The organism is Methylocystis sp. (assembly GCF_021731785.1).
Taxonomy (GTDB): Bacteria; Pseudomonadota; Alphaproteobacteria; order Rhizobiales; family Beijerinckiaceae; genus Methylocystis.
Genome location: NZ_JAKFWS010000082.1, coordinates 1 through 23,280 on the forward strand (window position 1 = coordinate 1; position 23,280 = coordinate 23,280).

The window sequence follows — 23,280 nt, forward strand, 5'->3', positions numbered from 1 at the left end:
ATCGTCCGCTGTCGCTCAATGCGCCGCCGCTGGTCTTCGTCGGTCGCCGCACGTCGGAACTCACCAAATACGCCGCCAATGCGTTTCTCGCGACCAAGATCACCTTCATCAACGAAATCGCCGATCTATGCGAGAAAGTGGGCGCCGACGTGCAGGACGTCGCGCGCGGCATCGGTCTCGACAAGCGCATCGGCGGGAAATTCCTGCACGCCGGCCCCGGCTACGGCGGCTCCTGCTTTCCGAAGGATACGCTGGCGCTGATCAAGACCGGACAGGACGAGGGCGCCAGCCTGCGCATCGTCGAAACGGTGGTCGCGGTCAATGACGCGCGCAAACGCGCCATGGCGCGCAAGGTGATCAACGCGCTCGGCGGTTCGGTGCGCGGCAAGAAGATCGCGCTCTTAGGATTGGCGTTCAAGCCCAACACCGACGACATGCGCGACGCGCCCTCGCTCGCCATCGTCGCCTCTCTCGCCGGCGATGGCGCCAAGCTGCACGCCTATGACCCCGAGAGCATGGCGCAGGCGCGTCCGCTGATGCCGGAAGTCACGTTCCACGACAACGCCTATTCGGCCCTGGAAGGCGCGGAGGCGCTCGCAATCGTCACCGAATGGGACGCCTTCCGCGCGCTCGATCTCGATCGGGTGAAGAGCCTGTTGAAGCAGCCGATCATCGTCGATCTGCGCAACGTCTATCGCCCGGCCGACGTGCGCAAGCGCGGCTTCACCTATGTGAGCGTGGGGCGTACATAGACCGGCGCAGACCTGAGCTAAAAGGGCCGGGTTTGGCAGGCGAGATTTTCGAAATTGAAGCAAGCCGGGAGCGTGAAACAAACCACCTTCGATTTAGGACTGTCGAACGCCGTATTTTCAAAGTGTCGGCGTTATCGATACAGGTTGGAGCGGACGTTCGCAAAAGAGGGCCCTGTCGCCGTTTTTCTTCTTCATAATCCGAGCACTGCGTGCGAAATCCAGGATGACGCGACAAGCCGGCGCGGCATCAGTTTCGCAAAGGAGTGGGGCTGTTCGAAGCTCACCTTCATCAACGTCTGGGCGGGCATCGCTACCGATCCCAAAGAGCTATGGGGGATGGATGATCCGTGCGGGCCGGACAATGACGGATACATCCGTGAAGCGCTCCGAGAAGCGGCGGCGACACGCGGTCTCGTCGTCGCGGCTTACGGGAATATCCGGCCGCCCCACGATCTGAAACAGCGCGTTCGAGATCGCTTAAAGGATGTGCATCGAGCGGTCCGGGAGTGCGAACCGCCGATCTACGCGCTCGGATGCAACCTCGACGGCTCGCCGAAACACCCGCTTTATCTGAGCATACGAACACCGCTGATCGAATGGCGGCCTTCATTGGATAGCTACGGAACTGTGGTCTCGGAGCCCTAGATTTTATGAGTGCGCACGCGCGCTTCACGTTGTGAGCGCGGCCCGTTCATAACGGCCGTCGCCGCGCCCGCTCACTGCGCCGCGAGTTTGATTTCGGGATAGCTGCACTTCTCGTCGCTCTTCGCCTCGACATGGAGATGCGACGGCGGTTCGACGAACGGAATGCCCAGCGTCTGCCAAACGTCGACGAGCGATTCGACGAGGCTCGCGATATGCGCATGCGTGTGGCGCGGCGTCGGCGTGACCCGAAGCCGCTCGCTTCCCTTCGCCACAGTCGGGTAGTTGATCGGCTGAATATAGATCGAGTGGCGTTCGAGCAGCAGGTCGCTCGCCGCCTTGCAGAGTTCGGCGTCGCGCACCATCACCGGCACGATATGCGAGCCATTTTCGAGCACGGGCAGGCCGGCGGCGGCAAGCGCGTGCTTGGTGATATGCGTGACGCGTTGATGCGCCGCCCGCAGGTCTGGCCGGCGCTTGAGCAGACGCACGGCGGCGCAAGCGGCGGCGGCGACGGCCGGCGGCAGCGCCGTGGTGAAAATGAACGAAGCGGCGTAGGACCGGATCGCGTCGATCACCGCCGCGTCGCCGGCGATATAGCCGCCCATCGTGCCGAAGCCCTTGGCGAGCGTGCCCTCGATCACATTGACGCGGTCCATCACGCCTTCGCGTTCGCAGACGCCGCCGCCGCGCGCGCCATACATGCCGACCGCATGCACCTCGTCGACATAGGTCATCGCGCCATAGCGCTCGGCGAGCGCGACGATGTCGGCGACCGGCGCAATATTGCCGTTCATCGAATAGAGGCTTTCGAAGATCACAAGCTTGGGCCGATCGCCTGCGTCGATCAGCAATTCTTCGAGATGCGCCAGATCATTGTGGCGGAAGATTTTCTTTTCGGCCCGCGAGCGCTTCACGCCTTCGATCATCGAATTGTGATTGGAGGCGTCGGAGAGGATGACGCAATTGGGCAAGAGGTCGGCGATCGTCGAAATCGCCGCGAGGTTGGAAATCCAGCCGGAGGTGAAGACGAGCGCGCGTTCCTTGCCATGCAGGTCGGCGAGCTCGCGCTCAAGCTCGACGATGGCGTGGCTGGTGCCGGAGATATTGCGCGTGCCGCCTGCGCCCGCGCCGACCTTGTTCGCCGTCTCGACCATGGCGGCGATCACGTCGGGGTGCTGGCCCATGCCGAGATAGTCGTTCGAGCACCAGATGGTCACCGGCTCCACCGAGCCGTCGTCGCGATGCCAGTTCGCCAGCGGAAAAGCCTCGACGTCGCGCTCCAGATGCGCAAAGACGCGGTAACGGCGCTCGTCCTTCAGACGGGAGACGGCGGCCTCGAAGTAACGCCGATAGACCATGCTCCAACCCTTTGATTTTTATTTGCCCCGAAGTCCACGGCGCGGCCCCCGTCCTGCCTGCCGTCTAGTTTGGACGATTTCTTACATAGCCGATCCGCGTCCGGAAGGCGAGTGGCCGAATGACGCGCCCGCGGCTCTTTTCATGCGGAATTCCGGGCCAGTGCGAAATAAAATGATGGCGCCACCGCGGGCGAAGCCGCTATCCAAACTGCGTCTTGCCGATCCGCCCTCGCCGGAGCTTTTTTGAGCAAGGCGCTTTAGGCATGACCATCAGGCGCGCGTGGCGTAACGAGAGACCGGGGTGCGTAGGACGGCGATGAAGCTCTATACGAAAAAAGGCGACCGGGGACAGACCAGTCTCTTCTCAGGCCGGCGCGCGGCGAAATTCGATCCGCGCGTGGCCGCCGTCGGCGATCTCGACGAATTGTCGGCGAGCCTCGGGCTCGCGCGCGTCGCCTTTCCGCAATCCGACGATCTTTTGTGCGGCGCGCAAAAGGCGCTCTATAAAATCAGCGCCATCGTCAGCGCCGAAGCGCGTCAGATCGATATCCTATTGGACGACGCCGAAATCGCGGCGCTCGAAATCGAGATCGACCGCGCCAGCGACGCCCTGCCACCCTTACGCGATTTCATCTATCCGGGAGAGGCGGAGGCGAGCGCGCGTCTCCACATGGCCCGCGCCGTCGCCAGGCGCGCCGAGCGCAGCATCGCCGCGCTCGAAGCGCCGCCGGCGCCCGACAACGCTCTCGCCTATCTCAATCGCTTAAGCGATTTGTTGTTCGCTCTGGCGCGGCTCGCGGACCAGCAGAGCGGACATGGCGACCGGATGCTCGGCGGCTGAAGTTTCGCGAGTCGCAGCGGTGGCTTCGCGCAAGTAGCAGACATTAGCTTGGAGATATTCGGCGCCGCTGCAGAAAAGGACGAACCTGCTCAGCCAGGCGTTAAAAAGAAGTCACGTGATCGCCGCCGCCGGCGCCGGAATCTCCTCGGCGATGACCCTGAAGCTCGCGAGCGTGCACGGGCCAAATGAGGTGACCATCGCGACGTCGGTCGCATCTCGTCCGCGCGCAATCAGGATGCGCCCGATTCGCGGCGTGTTGTGGCGGGCGTCGAACGTGTGCCAGCGCCCACCGAGATAGACTTCGAACCAGGCGCTGAAATCCATCAAGGATTCGTCTGGCGGCACGCCGATGTCCCCAAGATAGCCGGTGCAGTAACGCGCGGGCATATTCATGCAGCGGCATAATGCGACAGCGAGATGGGCGAAGTCGCGGCACACGCCGCGTTGCTCCTTATTCGCGTCCCACGCCGTTCTTGTTGGGCTAGCGTGCTCGTAATCGAACGCGATGCGATCGTGGACATAGTCGCAGATCGCCTGCGCCAGCGGCCAACCCTTCGGAACCTGACCGAAAAGCGACCACGCCAAGTCCGACAGGCGATCGGTCTCGCAATAGCGGCTGCCGAGCAGATAAATCAGAACCTCCACCGGCAGGTCTTCGAGCGCATGCTGCTCGGCCGCCGCGGCGATTGGATCGGGCCTCCCGTCGTCCTGAACAAGAAAGTCCGACGACATTGTCAGCCGGCCCGCAGGGGCGCGGATGACATGGCAGAAATTGCCGAAACTGTCGTGATAGGTGTTGGCGGGGAGGGGCGGATCGAGGCGCATGCGATCGGCGGTCAGCACATCGGCGAGGCGCGAGGGATGGACGCTCAGCGTCAGAATCATGGGCGTCGGCTGCGGGCAGTCATAGGAGATTTCGTAGCCGACGCGAATCTTCATCGGAAAGCCTCCTTTGCTCGAACAAGCGGAGCCGTCGCAACGGTCGAGCATTATCCTCCCGCGCTCATGAGAGCGCCGCATTCGGCGTCCGCAGCAGCGGCGACTTTGACGGCGACCTTCATGGCGAGATGGTCGGACGCCGTCCCGATCCATGTTCCTTGCAGCGGAATCGCTTCCCTTGGCTCATCCACGACCGCGATGCGCACCAAATTCCGATTCCCGAACATGCCGCTCGATGGATCGAAGTCAACCCAGCCCGGGCCGGCGATATAGGCCTGGACCCAAGCATGGGTGTTGCCCCCGATGTCGCCGTCGTCGTCATCATCGTCAAGATGCAGATATCCGGAAACGAATCGCGCGGCGATGCCAAGCGAGCGCAGCGCCGCGATCATGAGCGTCGCAAGGTCGCGACAACTTCCGCTGGCGAGTTCCAGAGTCTGGACCGGGTCCTGCACGCCCTTCTCGTGTCGCGCCACATGTTTGAAGGTCCGGTTGATGGTCTGCGTCATCTCGACGAGAAGCTTGTGGGTGTCGGCCGAGCCGTCCTCACGCAGGAACGTGGCGGCCCAGCGATCGAGCCGAGGATGCTGCGACTGTGGCGTGAGGAAGCGCGCGAGATCGCGGCTCTCTTCCTCGCCGTAGGCAAACGGATGGCTCCGCGCAAAGTCCTCAATATCGGCTTCTTTGAAGTCGGTTGGCGCGTGGCGGAGGCGCATGGTGCTTTCGACGCGAAGCTCGCAGGCGGGTTCCGCGAAACGGGCCGTCGCGACATGATTGCCGAAAATATCCCGCGTCCAGGAGATCTGGCTCGGCGCGGGCGTAATTTCGAGTTCGGACTCGAGCACGATTTGGTCATCATCGTCGCGTGGACGCAGCATCATCCGGTGCTCGCCGAACGCGACAGGCTGCGCATAATGGTAAGTCGTGACGTGTCGGACGGTGAGAATCGGCATTGCGGTCTCGCGCTGATCCATGTTGCGGATAAAGCAAGTTCCGATAGCAGGCAATTTCCGCGCCAGGAACGGGACTCGTTTGTCGCCCTGCGGCGCCGCCAGTCCAATGAAAGAGAACGCCAATGAATGGAACGCCATACAGCCTGTTGGCAGCCGACGAACCGGCCCCGATCATTGTGCATAATGAAAACGGTCTCTCGCCGTTTGTGATCGTGGTTGATCACGCGGGAAATTCTCTCCCGCGCGCGCTCGGCCGGCTCGGCGTTCCGGAGAGCGAATTGGCGCGCCACATTGCCTGGGACATTGGCATAGCCGCGGTTTCGCGCTTCGTGGCGGATGCGCTCGACGCCACTTTGGTGCAGCAGAACTATTCGCGCCTCGTTATCGACTGCAACCGCGCGCCGGGGTCACAGACGTCAATCCCCGAAATCAGCGAGTTTACCCCGATCCCTGGAAACGTCAGCTTGAACGAAGTCCAGAAGGACGCGCGCCTGCGCGAGATTTTCCAGCCCTATCATGATCGGATCAAAGCCGAGCTTGATCGGCGATGGCGGGAGGGCCGGCCGGCGGCATTGATCGCGCTGCATAGTTTTACGCCGGTCTTCATGGGCGCGGCGCGGCCCTGGCATGCTGGCGTGCTTTACAATCGCGACGCGCGTTTCGCCAATATGCTGATCGCTTCGCTCAGACGTGAAGAAGGACTCATCGTCGGCGACAATGAGCCCTATAGCGTGACCGATGAATCGGATTACACTATTCCGGTGCATGGCGAGCGACGCGGCCTGCTTCACGTCGAGGTCGAGATCCGCCAGGACCTGATTGCCGGCGACAGCGGACAGCGCGCGTGGGGCGCGCTGCTCGCGCATTTGCTGCCGCTGGCGTATCAAGCGCTGGCGACGGCGTCGTAACCTTCAGGCGATGGAATTGCGTTGCTCTAGGGAGGTCGCGCGCGGTCTGGATCGAAGGGGCGGCCGATCGCGCCGCGGGTCATCGCTTCCGGTGCATCCGCCTTCAGGAATGACACGAATGGGTCAGCTAACAGCGCCTCGAGCGATGCGAGCGACGCGCTGCCGCCGCTGCGCGACTTCATCGTTCCGGGAGAGGCGGAGGGGCGAGCGCGCGTCTTGACATGGCGCGCGCCGTCGCAAGGCGCGCCGAACGCAACATCGCCGCTTACTTCTTTTCTTGTAATCGGGATGATCTTAGCCATTCCCTCATTCGATTGAAGTCCGGGTCGGTCGTAAGGATAGGTGTAGCTCGGAAAGCCGGTTGCTCCGCCAGAGCGGCGAACATAAGCGTTCTGAAAAGAGGGGAGTTGAAATAGCTCTTATGCGCAAGCTCGAAGGCGGCCATCACCTCGGAGAAATTCGGAAGAGCTTCCGCATTGTCCGATTTCAGGGCCGAGTAGACTTCGCGGCGCAACGTCTGAACGACCGCCAGTGATTGAGACTCATCAAAAACGGTCAACTGTTCGGCAAGGTCGGCGGGCATGGTCACCGGTGGCTGCGCCGACCACATCGGCCTATCCGCAATTTTGGTGGCACTTTGCCCGGGGAAGTCTAGACGGAGCAAGAGGCGCTGCAAGAGATCACCGATAAGGGCGCCAACCCATGCTAGGCTTAGGCATTTGAATATACAGACAACGACTAGGCATGCAGCGAGAGTAATGGCGAGTGGCACGCCAATTCTTAGCGCCTGCTCCAGATATTCCATGATCGTAAAAGCGGGCTTCGGCAAATGGTCACCGGAATTGAACAATGACGGTTGCGAATTATTAGCCGCCGAGAACAATCCAAGCCATATGAAGACGAAAATCGACGCGACCGCAAAATTCAATAGAACGAAAACAGCCGAAATATTTTCCTTTAGCTTGGGAATTAACGCGATCGGTCTCGCATTAACCACGCGGGACAGCCCTCCGATCGCCTCGTCGAGCGGATGCGCAAGCCCTAACCACCGTGATGCGTACTGCTCGCTTGTCCTGTGGACATTGGCCCGGCTGATCGCACTGTCCGCCTTAGCACGTTCGTCGATAAAGAGCCTGACGATGAACAAGAAGGCAAAGCCTACAACAAGTCTGTATGTATAGCCGATGATCTCCGAAGGGCTTTGCCAAAAATGGTCGTAACAGGTGAGTTGTATTGGCTGACCTTGTAGCGGTTTGGAAACGGATTGCGAACCCTCGCTGCAACTTGGCTTAGGTTTAAAGGCAGGGTCGAGGGCTATAAGCTGCCCATTGAGAAAGCCTTCGGGGGTTGTCGCGGAGGAGACCGCTGCGCCGAGCGCGACAAGAAACACAGCGATGAGCAGAACGGGAACAGCAATGCTCAATAAGACGCTACGCTTGGCGACGTGGATGAAAGGCGTCCCGACCGTGACTGCTTGCATGAGGTTGGGCAGCGGCAATTTCGCTTCGCTGGCTAGTAGCAACGCGTTGCTTACGACCGAGCCCCCGTGAGAATGACCAATCAAGACGTATTGCTCCGCCCTTTCCTCAAGCGCCTCACATAGCTTGAGCAGCTTTTCCGCAGCCTTTCGCCTGGAGACCTCGCTGTTGTGGCCCTCCCATTGCAGGGGATCGAAGGAGAGGGCGCCCTCTTTGGGCTCGATGCATTCCCGAAGATGGCGTTCGAATGGCGATCCGCGTTGCCACCACTGATCACCTGCTTCGGGCCCCGCAGCATAAGTTCCATGGATGGAAACGATGGTCGGCACGATCGTCCTCCGGCAGCGACGCCTGGGATTAATATTGGAAATTCAGGACATCGGGCGCCGGGTCAAAACTTCTCTCAAACTGACGGTTTCGTAAAGTTGAGCCCATGCAGTTGATCCGGTTAGCTGGGCCGCTTTCGGGACACTTTGTGGACCTGTATCCCCCGATGCAGCCCCTTTTTGCTCGCATGGCAAATCGGACGGGCGCCAAAGTTCGCTTCCACAATCCCGGCGACGGCGCGGCAAGGCAATGCGCGCCTTTTGAGGGTCCGCTCCGGCTCGCGACCTGGCCTTCGCCAACGGCTCCTTCGCCCCTAGCTCGGCCGCGAGGCGAAAGTCTTCGCGGCATTGCGACTCGCCGCCGCAGTTGCGCCCTTCAATATCAACAGTCCCGCAAAGGCGTCGAGGTTGATGAAAAAGATTCGTGAGAAGATCGGCGCCGTAAAATGGTCGACGCCAGGGCCAGTCGCTGCGGTGACCGCCTGAACGAGTCTCTCATAGTCAACAAGGGAAGCAAGCAAAGCCGCGAGCCCGCCGGCGAAACCATCAAAGCGCCGCGCCAGCAGGCCGGCGTTTTCACAAGCGCGCCTGGCGCGATTGGGCTTATGCAACCTCCCAATCTCGGTCAAACCGAGGACCTTGGTTGAGGCACCGCACATCGAGCGACCTGTGGCGCTTCTGCATCACTGCTTTTGAAAAAGGCGCAGGCGCAACGCCCGTCCGCCTAATCGGCTTGACTTGAAAATCGCATTTAACGCTTACTGTTACCGACGGTTCCCGCAAGGGATCAATAGGGAATGCGGTGAGCGCATCGTCGCGCGATGCCGCTGCTGCCCCCGCAACTGTAAGCGGCGAGTCAAAGACCAAAACAGCCACTGGAGCCAATGTTCCGGGAAGGCGGCCTTTGAGCGACGACCCGCGAGCCAGGAGACCTGCCGTCATCGTGGTCACGCGCGAAGCATCGGGCGGTGGGCGCCGATGTGGGTGAAGCCTATTTTGGCGCCTTGCGCGCTTAAATGGGCGTGGCCAGTCGCAGTGACGGTCCGGTCTGCTGCGAGCCTTGCCATGCATGTTTCTTCAGCCGCGGTCCGCCTTGCTTCGATCCTCGCGGCACTCGCTCCGCTAACGGCGCTCGCTCAAACCGCGCTCCCCACCATACAAGTCGGCGCGCATCGGGCGGCCCCGGCAACGCGTTCCCATGCGCCCGCGCCGGGACGATCCGTTCATGCGCCGCCGCAACCGCCGCGCGCTTCGCCAATTGTCGCGGCTATCGCCCGCCCCGCGCCGCCCGCGGGCCCGACGCCGCCGCCGATCACCGCCTCAAGCGAGAAATTCTTCACTGGCCAGGAGGTCAACGCGCTTCCCTTCGCGCGGCCCGGCGACGCGCTGGAAATCGTGCCCGGACTCGTCGTCACCCAGCACAGCGGCGAAGGCAAGGCGAACCAATATTTCCTGCGCGGCTTCAATCTCGACCATGGCACCGATCTCGCGCTCTATCTCGACGGCATGCCGCTCAATATGCGCACCCATGGCCATGCCCAGGGCTACGCGGACAGCAATTTCCTGATCCCCGAGCTGTTGTCTTACGTGCTCGCCCGCAAAGGGCCGTATGACGCGCAAGACGGCGACTTCTCGTCGGCGGGCTCGATCTACATGCAATACAACGACAGGATCGACAAAGGCTACTTCCAGCTCACTGGCGGCAGTTTCGCCTATGCGCGAGCGCTCGCTGTCGCGCCTTACCAGGATTTCGCCGGGGGCTCCACCTATGGCGCGGTCGAAGCGCAATACTACAACGGACCCTGGGAGCGCGGCGACAATATGCGGCGTCTCAACAGCGTGTTGCGCTGGTCGCGCGGCACGCAAGAGGACGGCGCCTCCGTGACCTTCATGGGCTACGCCAACAAATGGTATGGAACGGACCAAATTCCGAGTCGCGCGGTCAGCGCCGGGTTGCTGTCGCGCTGGGGCACGATGGACCCAACCGCCGGCGGCGCGACTTCGCGCTTCTCGCTCTCGTCGCGCTGGAGTCAGATTGAGGGTAATCACGCCACGCGCGTCGAAGCCTATGTCGTCCATTCGACCTTGGACCTCTACAGCACTTACACCTATTTCCTGGGGCATCAGGATTTGGGCGACCAAATCCGTCAGTTCGACTATCGCACGGTCGTCGGCCTTAACGCGCAGCATGCGATCAGATGGGCCGATGTGAATGGCGCGCCAATCGAGACCCGCGTCGGCTTTCAGGGACGCTACGACGACATCCGACTTGGCTTGCAGGAGAGCGTCCGTCGACAACTCTATGACACGCTCAGCAACAATGCCGTCGGCGAAGGCAGCATCGGCCTCTGGACCGATACGGCGGTGCGCTGGACGCCCTGGCTGAAGACCGTCACCGGGGCGCGCTTCGACTATTACAACGCCGCCGTAAGCTCGCTTCAAACGCTGGTTGACGCGCCGAAACTCGCGGCGAGCACTGGCCTCTCGGCGTTCCTTCTCACGGGACCATTCAACCAGGGCGTAAAGAATGCGGCGCTGTTCAGCCCGAAGCTCTCGATCATCGTCGGCCCTTTCTACAAGACGGAATTTTACGCCAATTACGGCGAAGGCTTCCACTCGACCGACGCAAGGGGCGCGGTGCTGCAATTCTCCACAGCCGAACTTGCGGACAATGACGGCTTCGTTCAGGCGGCTTCAATTCCGCTGCTGGTGAAATCACGCGGTGCCGAGATCGGCGCCCGCGCCAAATTCATCGAGGGGCTCGATTCCAGCATCAGCCTCTTCTGGCTCAATCTCGAATCGGAGAACCAGTTTGTCGGCGACAGCGGCACGACCATCTTCGGTCGCCCGAGTCGCAGATATGGCATTGAACTCGTCAACAAATACGCCCCGAACGCCTGGATCAGATTTGACGGCGACGTGGCGCTTGTTCAGGCGCGCTACCGCGGCGTCGACGTTGCGCAGACTTTGGCGTGGCTCGATTTGATGGCGCCTGACGCATTGCCTTATGGGACATTCTTGGGCAATGCGCCCGGCAACTATCTGTCGAACGCCATCGCGGTGACGGCGATGGGCGGATTGGAGATGGGCGAGACGACCGGATGGTTCGGCGCGCTGAAGTATCGCTATTTCGGGGCCAGGGCGCTCACCGAGGACGGCTATTTCAATTCCCCGGCGACCGGCACGTTGAACGCGCGAGTGGGCTATCGATGGGCGGATGGCTGGCGACTGCAGTTCGACGCCTTCAATGTTTTCAACTCTCGCTCCGACCAGATCACATTTGCCTATGGCTCACTCCTGCCGAGCGATCCCCTTTACGCGCAATGCGTCGCAGGCGTTGCTCCCGCCCAGGTTTGTGGCGTCGGCGTCATGGATCGGCATTTCAAGCCGCTCGAGCCTGCAGCCGTGCGCGTGACATTGGCTGGGCCACTGAACTTTGAACAGCCGATCGCCAGACTTCCTGATTTTGCGGAGCCTTTCTCGCGACCATCGAACTGACGGCCCCAGCGCGGCGAATGTGAGTCTCGACGGCCGCTGAGAGTCATGACGAAGCTTCGTCAACGGGTCTCACGCTATCTTGGACGCGAACCGACAGTCTTCGTGGCATGGCGCCCAAAATATCATCATGTCGTCGATAAGAGTGCGCAGATGACGCGCTGCTGCGTCGTTGCAATCCGCGACGACGTTCTTTTCGCCAACAAAAGCGACTGGCGCCGCATCCTGGCCGGCAAGACAGCTGGCTCCTGGTTTAGGGTTGGCCGGAGCGTCCACAACAGATCAATAATTTTTCGTCCGCGGGAACATGCCTTCAGCGCAAGAGTTCTGACAGTGATCTTAGTCCTAACGATGGAGAACGCCCATGGGTTCGGTTAGCGATAAAATTAAGGGCTCAATCAATGAGACCGTGGGTTCGGCGAAACAAGCCGCGGGGAAAATCAGCGACTCCCCCGAACTTGAAGGCGAAGGCCTGGCGCAGGAGCTAAAAGGAAAGGGTCAAACGGCGCTCGGCGAAGCGAAAGATGCAGTTGCCGACGCATTGGACACGGCAACTACGAAAGTGCAGGAACTCGCCAAGAGCGCTAAAGAAGCGATTCATCGCGCGACCGAATAAGGCGAATCTCGCGGCTGCGCGTGGATTGCATCTCTCTTGACGGCGGCCGGCATGGGAAGCTTGCTTCAATATGCAATCGTATTCTTGATCGTCGCGATCATCGCAGCCTTTTTTGCCTTTGGAGGCGTCGCGGGAACAGCGATGGAAGGCGCGCGCATTTTATTCTGGGTGGCGCTCGTCTTTTTCGTTATTTCCGCGGTGGTGGGTTTGGTGAGGAGAGCCTGATGACTTTGGTCTCCTTTTCATAAGCTCTAAATAAAGCCCAGCTGTGCAAGCTGGGCTTTATTTTTCGAGAGGCCGGCAACAAGCGCATTGTTCGTTGCATGAAAATTTTTTGCCGGTTCCTGCGCCTCAATGGTCGAAGCCACCAAGACTGGGTTCAGAGGTCAAGCTTCGCTTTGGGGTCACGTCTAGGTCGGTCGCGAGGCGAAAGTCTCAGACAGATCGCGATTCGCTACTGCGGCTTTCAGAATCAACAATCCCGCAAAGGCGCCGAGGTTGATGAAAAAGATTTGTGCGACGACCGGCGCGGTGAAATGGTCGACGCCGGGCCCCGTCGCGGCGGTGACGGCCAGAATCAGGCTCTCATAAGCGACAAAGGAAGCAAGGAAAGCAGCGAGCCCGCCCCTGAGGCCGGGAAAGCGGCGGGCGAGCAGGCCGGCGCTTTCACAGGACAGCAGAGCGACGACGCCGAGCGCGCCGCCCCAAAACAGCGTTGTGGGATCGGTCGGATAATGCAGGAAGAGAAAGCCCATCGCCTGATTCGTGAGCCACACTGCGCCCGTCAGCAGCAGCGCCGCGACAGCGGCGAAGCCGGCGAGCGGCAAGGCGCAAGCCCAGGCGAAGCTGAACAGAACGCTGGCGGCGATGAATGTCGCCGCCCAAAGCGCGCGGCGGTTGATCTTCGAAACGGTGGAAAGTGTCAGCGACATGAGGTTTCTCCTTTCAAGCGAAGGCGGGGGAATTGAAATCGAAAGCGCGGCGTGTCAGCCGCTGCACGATGGAGTCGCGGCCCGATCGGCGGGATCGGGCTCGTGCAGGCCGAACCAGCGCGCGCGCAATTTGTCCCAGAGCGCCAGGCGCGACCAATCCGGCTCCTTCAGAACTTTGTCGGTCGCCGCATCGAGGAACGGGTTGGGCAGCAGCACGGTGATCTGCTGCTCGCCGGCGCCGTTGAACAATTGCAGTCCCCACGACATTGGCACGCAGCTCGTGTTCCGTCGGCGATAGAGCTCGGCGCGCGACGTGCGCCTCAGCTTTGCAAGCTCGGGCGACGTCGGCCGAGCGCGTGATCCTTTGTTCTCGCCGATGCAGACGTGAAAATGCGTGACGCCGAAAGCGACGGTGAGATAGCCGTCGAGCAGCCTGATCCGCGTCGGCGCGCGGTCGGCGTGAATTTCCCACGCCGCGCCTTGAATGATCGGTCCGAAGACGATCTCGCGCCAGTGATTTTTGAAAAGGTCGCGAATGAGTTCTTCGAGACTCGCCGCGTCCGTCGGCAGAGAAAAGACATCGAGCATTGCGCCGTCAGGCTCGACGATACGTCGTGGCGCTATGCTTGGCGTTCTGACTGAAGTCATTTGCATGTCGATCTCCTCCTCACCAGGCGTATTTCACGCCGCCATAGAAGGCGCGCGCCGTCGTCGAATAATTGTAGACCTCCTCGTAGAGCGCATTGTTGAGATTCTCGATGCGCCCATGAAGCGTCAGCTGGTCGGTGAGCTTGTAATTGGCGAAGAGATCGAGCCGGACATAGGGCGCGAGCATCACGCGCTTATTGAAGATGAAATCCACATCATGCGCCGGACCGACGATATTGGCGCGCGCTTCGACGTCGAGCCCCGGCAGGCCGGTGTAGATGAGCGACCACATTCCCTTATTTCGCGGACGGCGCAAGAGCGTGCGTCCGGCATAAATGCTGTCGGGATCGTCATCGAGATTGCGCGCTGAGAGAAAAGTGTAGCTTCCCCGCAACAGCAGCGCTGCGGGGACGAGACTTGCTTCGCCAGAGAATTCGACGCCGCGCGTGTCGGCCCGCCCGACGTTGAAATAGCAGCCGAAGATTTGCGTCGCGGTGCAGCTCTCGGCCTTTCCGAACTGCACGAGATTCGCATAGCGATTGGCGAAGACGGAGACCGAGGCGGTGGCGCGGCCGCCGAAAAAGCTCTGATCGATTCCGGCGTCGAAGCCGAGCACGCGTTCGGGCGCGAGCGCTGGATCGCCATATTCGGAAAACCGCTGATAGAGAGACGCGGTCTTGGCGCCGGTCGCGGCGGAGCCGCGCAGCCGCATGCCGATCTCGTCGATGCGGAAATTCGCCATCGTTCGCCAGGTGAGGAAGGTTCGGTTCCTGCTCACTGCGTCGACGCGCCCGCCATAGGAAATGTCGAGCCGATCGAAGAAGGTGACCTGATGCTGCGCATAGCCCGACCATGTCGTCTGCTCGGCGAAAGTCGGCGCGTATGTGTCGACGATCCAGGCTTCGCGCGAGCTTTGCGCGGTCTCGGTCTCGACACGCGCGCCGATGGTCGCGAGACCAAGCGGGCCGAGCGCGACATCGCTCTGATGTTCGAGGCCCCGCCGGCCGCCGAGATAGCCGAAACGGCAGTTCCGCGACATGAAGGTCAGCGTGTCGAAACAGGCGTCCGTCGTCCACGCGTCGCGATTGCCGCGATTGGCGTAGAGCGTCAGCCTGTTGCGCAGCATCTTGTCGAACATATCGGCGCCGAGCCGCGCATAGCCCTGCATGAAGGTTGCTTGCTGATGATTGAAAGGATCGAAGACGCTCCAGGGATTGAAGGCGTAGGGATTGTCGTAACGGACGGCGCTGTCGTAGCCGGCGAGGCCCGCCTCGATCCGCGCATCTTCCGTGAATTCATATCCGATGCGTCCGGTGACGCCGACGTTGTTGGTGGGATCGTCGGCGGGCAGCGGTGGCAGCGTCGTCGTCTGATCGCCGATCACGATCGGGCGCTGCTGACGATAGCCGTAGCGCGGGAAGCCATCGGCGTGCAGGCCGGAGATCGACAGCGCGTAAGAACCGTGCGCGTCGGCGCCGGAGATCGACGCGCGCGACGATGACGTTCCATAGGAGCCGCCCTCCGACATGATCCAGCCTTGTGGCGCGCCCTTGCCGCGGCGGGTGATGATATTGATCACGCCGCCCATCGCGTCCGAGCCGTAAAGCGCCGATTGCGGGCCGCGCAGCACTTCGATGCGCTCGATGTCGGTCGGAATGAGACGGCCGAAATCGACCGAACCGTCCGTACTTGTCGGATCGCCGATGCGAATGCCGTCGATGAGCACCAGAGTCTGGCCGGGCGTCGAGCCGCGCAGAAAGACCGAGGTCTGCGTGCCGGGCCCGCCGTTCGAAAAGACGTCCAGTCCCGGAACGCCGCGCAGAACGTCGTTGAAGGCGAGCGATCCGCGCTTCTGGATATCATGCGCTTGAATGACGCTCACCGAGGCGCCAGTGCTCGCAACCGGCTGCTCAACGCGCGTCGGCGTGACGACGGTTTGGTCTTCGACGTCGGCGGCGGGCTCGCCCGGCTGCGCCGGACTCAATGGGCCGACTTCGATGGTCGGCAAGGACTGCTGGGCGATAGCGACGGAAGCGGAGAGGGATAGCGACAGCAGAAACGCGCCGCGCAAGGCGGAGCTCTGAATGTGGAAATGCATGCGCGTAGACTCGCAGCGAGACGTGGGCCGTCACTGCGAAGGTCTTTGCCCGTACGCCGAGAAGGCGAAGGGCATCGACCGCATCGGTGCACCCCGCCCGACGCTTTCGCGCGTGACCACGAAGCGACGGCAGGTCTCCTGGCTCGCGGGTTGTCGCCTCGGACCGCCTTCCCAGAGCCTTATGGCTCCAGTGGCTTAGTGGTCGTCGGCTCGCCGCTTACAGTTGCGGGGGCAGCCGCGGAATTGCGCACGAAGAAGCGCGCTCACCGCATTCCCATTTTGATCCCGTTAGGAACCGTCAGTGGCAAAATAGAATGCCGATCACGCGGACTGTCAAGAGCTTTGCATTTTCTCAGGCGAAAACCTCGATCATGAATATAGCGCTTCAAGCGCCACCGGCTTCGCACATACGAAAAGCTTGGGCTCTTCGCATGTCCGGAATTCATTGCTTCCGTGCGATCATTCTTTGGCCGCAGCACCTGTCAACTTTGGGCATCCATCCGACATGGGTAATCCTCGAACGACCATAAAACGTTTCAAGTCTCGTCCTGTTCGGATCGCCCGGATGTATGCCAAGATAATTTGCTGCGTTGGCCGAAAAAAAACGATCACTGAGTTTGCCTTGCGCACCCAAGTTTGGATCCTGATCCAAGATAGAAAAGATTTGTTCGAAATCCTTTAGATAATTTTTGACGCCTCCACCTTCTAGAACGATCATTTCCCAGTCCGTTCCATACAGGAATCTCTGCGCGAGCGCGGCTGAGCCCTTCCCTCTAGTCGATTCGAATAACGTCCTCAAGATTGCAGTCAATTCTTGCGGTCGGGAAACCGCCTCCGTGAAATATCCGGAATCGGCATAGAGATGCCGCCCAGCGTGCGTATTCATCAGCGACATAAAACTCTTTGCCCGATCGGTTCCTTTCTCGATTGGCGAAGTCTCCCCAAAATGTCCGAAATTCACGCGCAGCCCCGGAAAGCAGCGAACTGCCTCCTGCCAGCCCTTCGCGCCAGAAAGATCTTCAAAGTCGGGCGTAGGAGAATTTGATCGCGCCGAATGCGCCATGATTGGCACTCCATTTGACGCACACCACTCGTAGAGCGATTTGAGCGCACCATCCAATCGAACATTAATATCTGGTCGCCGCAGAACCGCGGGAATCCAATCGCGATTCCAAAATTCTGGCGATCTGCCGCTATTGCCATAGGCCTGAAAGCCCATTGTCGGATAAAGTTTGACCCCAAGAAAACCCTTTTCCGCAACGGCTCGGACAACTTCCTCGAGAGGCGAGTAGTAGGGCCATTCTCCGAGGTCGAAGGCAATTTGCTTAAAGGGATCGAAGGGAACGAAACAATGCACTCGTCCACTGGTTAAAACGCTTATTTGAGCCATTAATTCAATCTGTTTCGGTATTGAGGTCAGCGTTGGCGTTCCTCCCGCGATCGGCCAGTCATAATTCACCAGATGGCAGATCATTAAATCTACTTTTCGATGTCGACCTTTTGAATATTCGAAAAGGTAGTCAAAGATATTTACGTACCGAAATTGGAAATTGCGCAAAATAAATGCCAAAGCGCCTTCTATTGCTGAACTGACAGGGTCGGATCGGAATGCAGTAGGAGACTTCCTGGATTTATAATCTGAATAACGCTCAGGAAGGTCCCGTATTTGCCGGACTGCCTTCGAGGACTCCGCTCTTAAGGAGGCGTTCTCGTTTTCCAATTGGTCCGCTGCATCGATCAGGGCCTGGCGTCCGACCTTATATTGCTCATCACTACGGGTATCGAGCCAGTCTGCCTGAAGCCTGTCGCAGGCTTTAAGCCTGTCTGCGATACGAACCAGTTCTTCCAGTTCCTCGTCCCCAGTCGGAGCGCCAGCCCAAGCTAACTTCTGCAAGATTGGACCTAAGCCTTTGATATGGCGCGCTCGACTAAGAAACGCATTTACCTGGAGGTCTGACCCATTGAAGACATGCACGTGAGAGTCGATCGCTAGTGGAACTGCCGGATCGGTAATGCGTGGGTCGTTTGAGCACCATGGTTCGATTTCCCTCCTGAATATTTCACAGCCACTCAAGCTTGCAGCGCTGGTCCATGCGGGGACAAGCCGAGCAAATCTCTGCGAGAAAAAAGCATTTTTCGGTTCCCGTCGCAAAAAATTCCGTCAAAAACAACCGACACAACTCAACGAGATAAATCAGTATAGTAGCATTGCTAAGCCGCCGCCAGCGCATGCAGCACCCGCGCCCATGAGCGCGTTCCCTTGTGGAACGACGTGTATGAATATTTCTCGTTCGGCGAATGAATGCGGTCGTCGTCTTGCGCGAAGCCGATCATCAGCGAATCCATATTGAGATCGCACTTGAAGCTGCCGACGATCGGGATCGAACCGCCGCAGCCGGCGAGCACCGGCTCCTTGCCCCATTCTTCCGCCAACGCGCGGCGCGCGCGATTAAGCGCCTCTGAGCCAAAGGGAAGCTGCAGCGCGTTCGAAGCGCCATGTGAAAGAAATTCGGCGCTTGCGTCCGCCGGCAGATGCTCACGCACGAAGTTGCGGAAGCTTTCGAGGATCGTCTTCGCGTCCTGCGCGCCGACGAGGCGAAACGAAAATTTCGCCGACGCCTGCGCCGGCAACACCGTCTTCGAGCCGGCGCCGGTATAGCCGCCGATGATTCCGTTCACGTCGCAGGTCGGGCGCGCCCAGATTTGCTCCATGACGCCGCGTCCCGCTTCGCCGCCGACGCGGGTCAGCCCAATCTCCGAGAGCCATTTGGATTCGTCGAAGTCGATGGCGCGCCATTGTTCGGCGATGTCTTCGGGAATTTCGGGCACGCCGGCGTAAAAGCCCGGCAGCGTCACCTTTCCCTCCGAATCGTGCAGATCGGCGACGATTTTCGCCAGCACATGGATCGGGTTCAGCACCGGCCCGCCAAACATGCCGGAATGCAGATCGCGGCTCGGCCCCTTGATGACCACCTCTTCGAGCGCCAATCCGCGCAGCATCACCGTGATCGCCGGCGTCGAGGCGTTCCACATGCTGGTGTCGCAGACAAGCGCGAGATCGGCGGCCGAAAGTTCGTCCCTGTTCGCGGCAAGAAAGCCTGGAAGAGAGGGGGATCCCGTCTCCTCTTCGCCCTCGAACAGAAATGTGACGTTGCAGGGCAGTCCGCCATTCGCCTCGAACGCGCGGCACGCTTCGAGAAAGGTCATCAGCTGGCCTTTGTCGTCCGAGGCGCCGCGGGCGACGATGTCCTCGCCGTCCTTGCCCTCGGCAAGCCGCGGCGCGAAAGGCTCGGTCTCCCACAATTCAAGCGGATCCGGCGGCTGCACGTCATAATGGCCGTAGAACAGCACATGCGGCGCATCCTTGCGCTTCGCCTTGGCGTGGCCAACGACGATCGGATGGCCGGGCGTCTCGCGCACCTCTGCCGCGTAGCCGAGCCCGTCGAGCTGATCCTTGAGCCAGTTCGCGGCGCGCAGACATTGGGCCGCGAAGGCGGGATCGGTCGAAACGGAGGGGATGCGCAGAAGATCGAACAGGCGTTCGCGCGAAGCGTCGAGATTGGCGTCTATCGTCGTGAGGACGGCGTCGATCGCGGCCATGAATTGAGCTCCCCGGTGAGAAGCCGAACCTAGTGCGGATGCATGGCGAGGGGAAGGCGCGGCGACGCCACCGCCGTCATGGCCGGCCTTGAGCCTGCCATCCACGCCGATCCGTTGCGTTGCGTTTCGTGGATGGCCGCGACAAGCGCGGCCATGACGCCCGGGTGTGCTCACGCGCTCGGCGCGAGCATTTTCTCCGGCCGCACGATCTCGTCGAATTCGACTTCCGTGACTTTGCCGGAAGCGAGCGCCTCTTCCTTCAGGCTGGTGCCGTTCTTATGCGCGGCGCGCGCGATCTTGGAGGCCGCGTCATAGCCGATCTTCGGCGCGAGCGCGGTGACGAGCATCAACGAGCGATCGAGAAAGCGCTTGATGTTGTCCTCGTCAGCTTCGATCCCGTCGACGCAGCGCGTGACGAAACTGTCGATGCCGTCGGCGAGCAGGATGGTCGATTCGAGCAGCGCGAAGCCGACGACAGGCTTCAACACGTTGAGTTCGAGATGGCCCTGCGAAGCGGCGAAGGTGATCGTCGCGTTGTTGCCGAAAACGCGCGTGCAGACCATGGTCAGCGATTCGACCTGAGTCGGATTGACCTTGCCAGGCATGATCGAGGAGCCCGGCTCGTTTTCGGGAAGCTTCAATTCCCCGAAACCCGCCCGCGGCCCGGAGCCGAGCAGGCGAATGTCGCAGGCGATCTTATAAAGACCCGACGCCAGCGCGTTGAGCGCGCCATGGGCGAAGACGATCGCGTCGTGAGTCGCGAGCGCTTCGAATTTGTTGGGCGCGGAGACGAAAGGCAGCCCGGTCTGCTCAGCGACGTCGGCGGCGACCTCTTCGCCAAAGCCCTTGAAGCTGTTGACGCCGGTGCCCACCGCCGTTCCGCCCTGCGCAAGCTGCAGAAGATCAGCGAGCGTCGTTCTGATGCGCCGTTTGGCGTTCTCGGCCTGCGCCGCATAGCCGGAAAATTCCTGGCCGAGCGTCACCGGCGTCGCATCCTGCAGATGGGTGCGGCCGATCTTGATGATATCGGCGAATTTCACCGCCTTGGCGTTCAGCGCGATATGCAGCCGCTCGACGGCGGGAAGCAGCCGACCCGAAATCGTCGTCGCGCCGGCGATGTGAATGGCGGTGGGGAAACTGTCGTTAGACGACTGACCGAGATTGACGTGATCGTTGGGATGAACCGGCGATTTCGAGCCGCGCGGCGCGCCGAGCATTTCATTGGCGCGATTGGCGATGACCTCGTTGACGTTCATGTTCGTCTGGGTGCCGGAGCCGGTCTGCCAGACGACGAGCGGGAAATGTTCATCGAGCCTGCCGTCGATCACTTCGCGCGCGGCGGCTGCGATGGCGTCGGCGATCTTGGGGTCTAGCAAGCCTTTTCTGGCGTTGACCTTGGCGGCCGCGAGCTTGATGCGCGCCAGCGCATGCACGATCTCGATCGGCATGAGATCGCCGCCGATCGGAAAATTTTCCCGCGAACGTTCGGTCTGCGCCCCCCAATAGGCCCAGGTCGGCACGGCGATATCGCCAAAAGAGTCGCGTTCAATTCTCTGATCTTCGGTCATCGCTCGCTCGCATCGAAAGGCGCATTTCGCGCCTTCCTATGCGGCATTTCCGACGAGCGTTCAATCGCGTGAGGAGACTTCCGAGAGCCGCTCGGCGGCGGCCCATTCGCGCCGCTCTGCGGTCGGCGGCGTCGACATGAGTTCGGAGAGCCGGTTGCGCGCGCGGTTCACTCGGCTTTTCATCGTGCCGGGCGCGCAACCGCAGATTTCCGCGGCTTCCTCATAGGACAGTCCGGAGGCGGCGACGAGGATCAGCGCTTCGCGCTGATCCAGCGGCAGCTTCTGCATCGCATCTTGAAAGTCGAGAAAGTCCATATGCGCGTGCTGCGATTCCGGCGCAACCAAGCGACCGGCGATCAAGCCGTCCGGATCGGGCGCTTCGCGGCGACGCTTGCGATATTCGCTGTAGTAGATGTTGCGCAGGATGGTGAACAGCCAAGCGGTGAGATTGGTGCCTTCCGAGAATGTCGCGAGGTTGCCCCAGGCTTTGACCAGCGTTTCCTGAACGAGGTCGTCGGCGCGATCGGAGTTTCCGCAGATCGACACGGCGAAAGCCCGCAGACTCGGAATGGCGGAGATCAGCTCAGCCTTTAATCCCTGTCCTGCCGAATGCGCTTGTTCGCTTGCCGTCACTCACTCTTCCTCGGCGAGTCTATTGTCGCCGAAGAGGATAGCACATTCGTTTCGAGTTGGTTCAAGAGTTTCAGAAATCGATCCGGAACCGGTTGAGCCACGACGTCGTCGTAAAGGTTGCGAAGCTCCTTTCCGATCGAGTCCTGGAATTCCACGGATCGCCGGCGTTGTACCGGCTTGGCGCCGCACCGCGCCTCCCCACCCCCTCGGCGCCGATCGCCGAATTCGTCACGCGTCATTACCCATCCCGTAAATGTCTCCAGCCTGCGAGGGCCTGGTCTCGGAGAATACCGCCCCTCGCCCGCGAAAGCATCGTCTTCTGCTTTCGCGCGCGCAACTGTATTCTCCGGATTCTTGTTCCCCATGGAGCCCTCTATTTTAATATGCATGATTTCTGGAGCCGCCGCGTTATAGTGCGCCGCAAGGACGATAGGCAAAACGCGCCGCTAAAGAATTGGTTCCCTAAAATGCCGAGCAGTTTTGACATATTGTCCAAGTGTTGAATCGGCTTAGCTCGCACGCGCTTCCCCTTGGGAGGCTTGAGGCTGCTGGAGTTGTAAGGCATGTCAGCATCAAAGGAAGTTTCTGCGCATATTCCCTATTTGAGACGATTTGCGCGCGCATTGGTCGGCGATCGAGAGGGGGGCGACGCCTATGTGCTGGCCACGCTCGAAGCCGTCGTCGCGGAGCCCGGCCGCATCACCGATTCAGAAGATCTACGGGTTTCCGTTTACCGTTTGTTCCTGGACGTTTGGGCGGCGACGCCGATCAACGCCCACATCGACCGTTCCGGCGCGCTGGAGGAAAACGGCCGCCGCAACCTTGAGGCGATTTCGCTGAAACCGAGAATCGCCTTTTTGCTGCAGGCGCTCGAAGGATTCGATCTCGACCAGATCGGGCAGACCCTGCAAGTTTCGGAACGGGAGGCCGGCGCGCTGATCGAAGCCGCAAATGGCGAAATCGCCGACCAGATCGCCACCGACGTGCTGATCATCGAGGACGAGCCGCTGATCGCGCACGACCTGAGGAGCATCGTCGAGGAGCTGGGCCATCGCGTGATCGGCATGCCGCGCACCCACGCCGAGGCGGTCGCCGCCATAAAAGAGAGCAATCCAGGACTGATTCTCGCAGATATCCAGCTCGCGGACGGCAGCTCAGGGCTCGACGCCGTAAATGAAATCCTCGGCTCTCTTTCCACGCCGGTGATTTTCGTCACCGCTTATCCCGAGCGGTTTTTGACGGGAGAACCGCCCGAGCCGGCCTTTCTGATCGCCAAGCCCTTCAACGTCGAGAGTCTCAAAGCCATCATCAGCCAGGCGCTGTTTTTTGACCGGCGTGCCGGACGACGTGAGAGGACCGCGCCCTGGGTCGGCATGTGAGTGATTGATCTGATTACAATAATTCTATTTTTGACGACTGCCTCCCTTCCGGAAAAATCATTCCGGGCGCCAAGATAAATCGTCCCGGCCTAGAAACAATGGCTGCCGAGG

Annotated in this window: 21 protein-coding genes and 2 riboswitches; of the genes, 8 read left to right on the forward strand and 13 right to left on the reverse strand. The window is 60.6% G+C overall.

Features of this window, described 5'->3' with window-relative positions; all coding sequences use genetic code 11:
• Together QZ964_RS13620 and QZ964_RS13625 are read left to right on the forward strand one after the other, a co-directional pair.
• On the forward strand, nt 1–752 hold a 752-nt coding region (locus QZ964_RS13620; RefSeq protein ID WP_292532192.1), incomplete at its 5' end, for a nucleotide sugar dehydrogenase.
• Between the two features lie 72 nt (nt 753–824).
• Entirely contained in the window at nt 825–1,397 is a 573-nt protein-coding gene (locus QZ964_RS13625) for a DUF1643 domain-containing protein (protein WP_292532193.1), read from the forward strand.
• Between the two features lie 71 nt (nt 1,398–1,468).
• Here QZ964_RS13625 and hemA read toward each other — a convergent pair whose 3' ends face one another.
• On the reverse strand, nt 1,469–2,755 hold the full coding sequence (hemA, locus tag QZ964_RS13630; RefSeq protein WP_292532194.1) for a 5-aminolevulinate synthase: 1,287 nt from the start codon (nt 2,753–2,755) through the stop codon (nt 1,469–1,471).
• Nucleotides 2,756–3,056: 301 nt separating this feature from the next.
• On the opposite strand from hemA, the gene QZ964_RS13635 reads away from it, so the two are divergent.
• The gene (locus QZ964_RS13635; RefSeq protein WP_292532195.1) at nt 3,057–3,596 is read left to right on the forward strand and encodes a cob(I)yrinic acid a,c-diamide adenosyltransferase; all 540 of its coding nucleotides are present in this window, start codon (nt 3,057–3,059) and stop codon (nt 3,594–3,596) included.
• Nucleotides 3,597–3,707: 111 nt separating this feature from the next.
• Here QZ964_RS13635 and QZ964_RS13640 read toward each other — a convergent pair whose 3' ends face one another.
• Entirely contained in the window at nt 3,708–4,535 is an 828-nt protein-coding gene (locus QZ964_RS13640; RefSeq protein ID WP_292532196.1) for a transglutaminase family protein, read from the reverse strand.
• A gap of 50 nt (nt 4,536–4,585) precedes the next feature.
• Nucleotides 4,586–5,488 (reverse strand): transglutaminase family protein, encoded by a 903-nt coding sequence (locus QZ964_RS13645; RefSeq protein ID WP_292532197.1) that lies wholly within the window; start codon nt 5,486–5,488, stop codon nt 4,586–4,588.
• Between the two features lie 122 nt (nt 5,489–5,610).
• Between QZ964_RS13645 and QZ964_RS13650 the strand changes: the two genes are divergently transcribed.
• Nucleotides 5,611–6,396: an N-formylglutamate amidohydrolase gene (locus QZ964_RS13650; RefSeq protein WP_292532198.1), complete on the forward strand. Its 786-nt coding sequence runs from the start codon at nt 5,611–5,613 to the stop codon at nt 6,394–6,396.
• 265 nt (nt 6,397–6,661) lie between these two features.
• Here the strand turns inward: QZ964_RS13650 and QZ964_RS13655 are convergent, their stop codons facing one another.
• On the reverse strand, nt 6,662–8,203 hold the full coding sequence (locus QZ964_RS13655) for a hypothetical protein (RefSeq protein WP_292532199.1): 1,542 nt from the start codon (nt 8,201–8,203) through the stop codon (nt 6,662–6,664).
• Nucleotides 8,204–8,514: 311 nt separating this feature from the next.
• The gene (locus QZ964_RS13660) at nt 8,515–8,811 is read right to left on the reverse strand and encodes a hypothetical protein (protein ID WP_292532200.1); all 297 of its coding nucleotides are present in this window, start codon (nt 8,809–8,811) and stop codon (nt 8,515–8,517) included.
• Between the two features lie 143 nt (nt 8,812–8,954).
• Nucleotides 8,955–9,155: riboswitch (cobalamin riboswitch) on the forward strand.
• A gap of 110 nt (nt 9,156–9,265) precedes the next feature.
• On the opposite strand from QZ964_RS13660, the gene QZ964_RS13665 reads away from it, so the two are divergent.
• From QZ964_RS13665 to QZ964_RS13675, 3 genes are all read left to right on the forward strand, one after another.
• Nucleotides 9,266–11,698 carry a TonB-dependent receptor gene (locus tag QZ964_RS13665; RefSeq protein WP_292532201.1) on the forward strand — a complete coding sequence of 811 codons (2,433 nt, stop codon included), beginning with the start codon at nt 9,266–9,268 and terminating at the stop codon, nt 11,696–11,698.
• 361 nt (nt 11,699–12,059) lie between these two features.
• Nucleotides 12,060–12,311, forward strand: coding sequence for a CsbD family protein (locus QZ964_RS13670; RefSeq protein WP_292532202.1), 252 nt, complete (start codon nt 12,060–12,062; stop codon nt 12,309–12,311).
• 51 nt (nt 12,312–12,362) lie between these two features.
• Nucleotides 12,363–12,536 (forward strand): DUF1328 domain-containing protein, encoded by a 174-nt coding sequence (locus QZ964_RS13675; RefSeq protein WP_292532225.1) that lies wholly within the window; start codon nt 12,363–12,365, stop codon nt 12,534–12,536.
• A gap of 185 nt (nt 12,537–12,721) precedes the next feature.
• Here QZ964_RS13675 and QZ964_RS13680 read toward each other — a convergent pair whose 3' ends face one another.
• The 8 genes from QZ964_RS13680 to QZ964_RS21545 form a co-directional block, all read right to left on the reverse strand.
• The gene (locus QZ964_RS13680) at nt 12,722–13,243 is read right to left on the reverse strand and encodes a hypothetical protein (protein ID WP_292532203.1); all 522 of its coding nucleotides are present in this window, start codon (nt 13,241–13,243) and stop codon (nt 12,722–12,724) included.
• A gap of 54 nt (nt 13,244–13,297) precedes the next feature.
• The gene (locus QZ964_RS13685; protein WP_292532204.1) at nt 13,298–13,891 is read right to left on the reverse strand and encodes a hypothetical protein; all 594 of its coding nucleotides are present in this window, start codon (nt 13,889–13,891) and stop codon (nt 13,298–13,300) included.
• A gap of 19 nt (nt 13,892–13,910) precedes the next feature.
• Nucleotides 13,911–15,989, reverse strand: a complete 2,079-nt coding sequence (locus tag QZ964_RS13690; protein WP_292532205.1) for a TonB-dependent siderophore receptor — start codon at nt 15,987–15,989, stop codon at nt 13,911–13,913.
• Between the two features lie 110 nt (nt 15,990–16,099).
• Nucleotides 16,100–16,304, reverse strand: a riboswitch (cobalamin riboswitch).
• Between the two features lie 127 nt (nt 16,305–16,431).
• Nucleotides 16,432–17,883, reverse strand: coding sequence for an amidohydrolase family protein (locus QZ964_RS13695; protein WP_292532206.1), 1,452 nt, complete (start codon nt 17,881–17,883; stop codon nt 16,432–16,434).
• 317 nt (nt 17,884–18,200) lie between these two features.
• Nucleotides 18,201–19,589, reverse strand: coding sequence for a M20/M25/M40 family metallo-hydrolase (locus QZ964_RS13700; protein ID WP_292532207.1), 1,389 nt, complete (start codon nt 19,587–19,589; stop codon nt 18,201–18,203).
• A 170-nt stretch (nt 19,590–19,759) separates the two neighbouring features.
• A complete protein-coding gene (fumC, locus tag QZ964_RS13705) occupies nt 19,760–21,157 on the reverse strand; it encodes a class II fumarate hydratase (RefSeq protein ID WP_292532208.1) in 1,398 nt (465 codons plus the stop codon).
• A 60-nt stretch (nt 21,158–21,217) separates the two neighbouring features.
• On the reverse strand, nt 21,218–21,790 hold the full coding sequence (locus QZ964_RS13710) for a sigma-70 family RNA polymerase sigma factor (protein ID WP_292532209.1): 573 nt from the start codon (nt 21,788–21,790) through the stop codon (nt 21,218–21,220).
• Entirely contained in the window at nt 21,787–22,179 is a 393-nt protein-coding gene (locus QZ964_RS21545) for a NepR family anti-sigma factor (protein WP_367119275.1), read from the reverse strand. The genes QZ964_RS13710 and QZ964_RS21545 overlap by 4 nt, the downstream gene beginning before the upstream one ends.
• Nucleotides 22,180–22,353: 174 nt before the next feature.
• Here QZ964_RS21545 and QZ964_RS13720 point away from each other — a divergent pair, with 174 nt between their 5' ends.
• Nucleotides 22,354–23,169 (forward strand): response regulator, encoded by an 816-nt coding sequence (locus tag QZ964_RS13720; protein WP_292532211.1) that lies wholly within the window; start codon nt 22,354–22,356, stop codon nt 23,167–23,169.
• Nucleotides 23,170–23,280: the final 111 nt, after the last annotated feature.

Bases quoted from the DNA above. Each gene is read 5' to 3' on its own strand.
- QZ964_RS13645 (WP_292532197.1), bottom strand. From the start codon at position 5,488: ATGCCGATTCTCACCGTCCGACACGTCACGACTTACCATTATGCGCAG.
- QZ964_RS13720 (WP_292532211.1), top strand. From the start codon at position 22,354: ATGTCAGCATCAAAGGAAGTTTCTGCGCATATTCCCTATTTGAGACGA.
- hemA (WP_292532194.1), bottom strand. From the start codon at position 2,755: ATGGTCTATCGGCGTTACTTCGAGGCCGCCGTCTCCCGTCTGAAGGAC.
- QZ964_RS21545 (WP_367119275.1), bottom strand. From the start codon at position 22,179: ATGCATATTAAAATAGAGGGCTCCATGGGGAACAAGAATCCGGAGAAT.
- QZ964_RS13680 (WP_292532203.1), bottom strand. From the start codon at position 13,243: ATGTCGCTGACACTTTCCACCGTTTCGAAGATCAACCGCCGCGCGCTT.
- QZ964_RS13670 (WP_292532202.1), top strand. From the start codon at position 12,060: ATGGGTTCGGTTAGCGATAAAATTAAGGGCTCAATCAATGAGACCGTG.
- QZ964_RS13665 (WP_292532201.1), top strand. From the start codon at position 9,266: ATGCATGTTTCTTCAGCCGCGGTCCGCCTTGCTTCGATCCTCGCGGCA.
- QZ964_RS13640 (WP_292532196.1), bottom strand. From the start codon at position 4,535: ATGAAGATTCGCGTCGGCTACGAAATCTCCTATGACTGCCCGCAGCCG.
- QZ964_RS13650 (WP_292532198.1), top strand. From the start codon at position 5,611: ATGAATGGAACGCCATACAGCCTGTTGGCAGCCGACGAACCGGCCCCG.
- QZ964_RS13700 (WP_292532207.1), bottom strand. From the start codon at position 19,589: ATGGCCGCGATCGACGCCGTCCTCACGACGATAGACGCCAATCTCGAC.
- QZ964_RS13685 (WP_292532204.1), bottom strand. From the start codon at position 13,891: ATGACTTCAGTCAGAACGCCAAGCATAGCGCCACGACGTATCGTCGAG.
- QZ964_RS13675 (WP_292532225.1), top strand. From the start codon at position 12,363: ATGGGAAGCTTGCTTCAATATGCAATCGTATTCTTGATCGTCGCGATC.
- QZ964_RS13690 (WP_292532205.1), bottom strand. From the start codon at position 15,989: ATGCATTTCCACATTCAGAGCTCCGCCTTGCGCGGCGCGTTTCTGCTG.
- fumC (WP_292532208.1), bottom strand. From the start codon at position 21,157: ATGACCGAAGATCAGAGAATTGAACGCGACTCTTTTGGCGATATCGCC.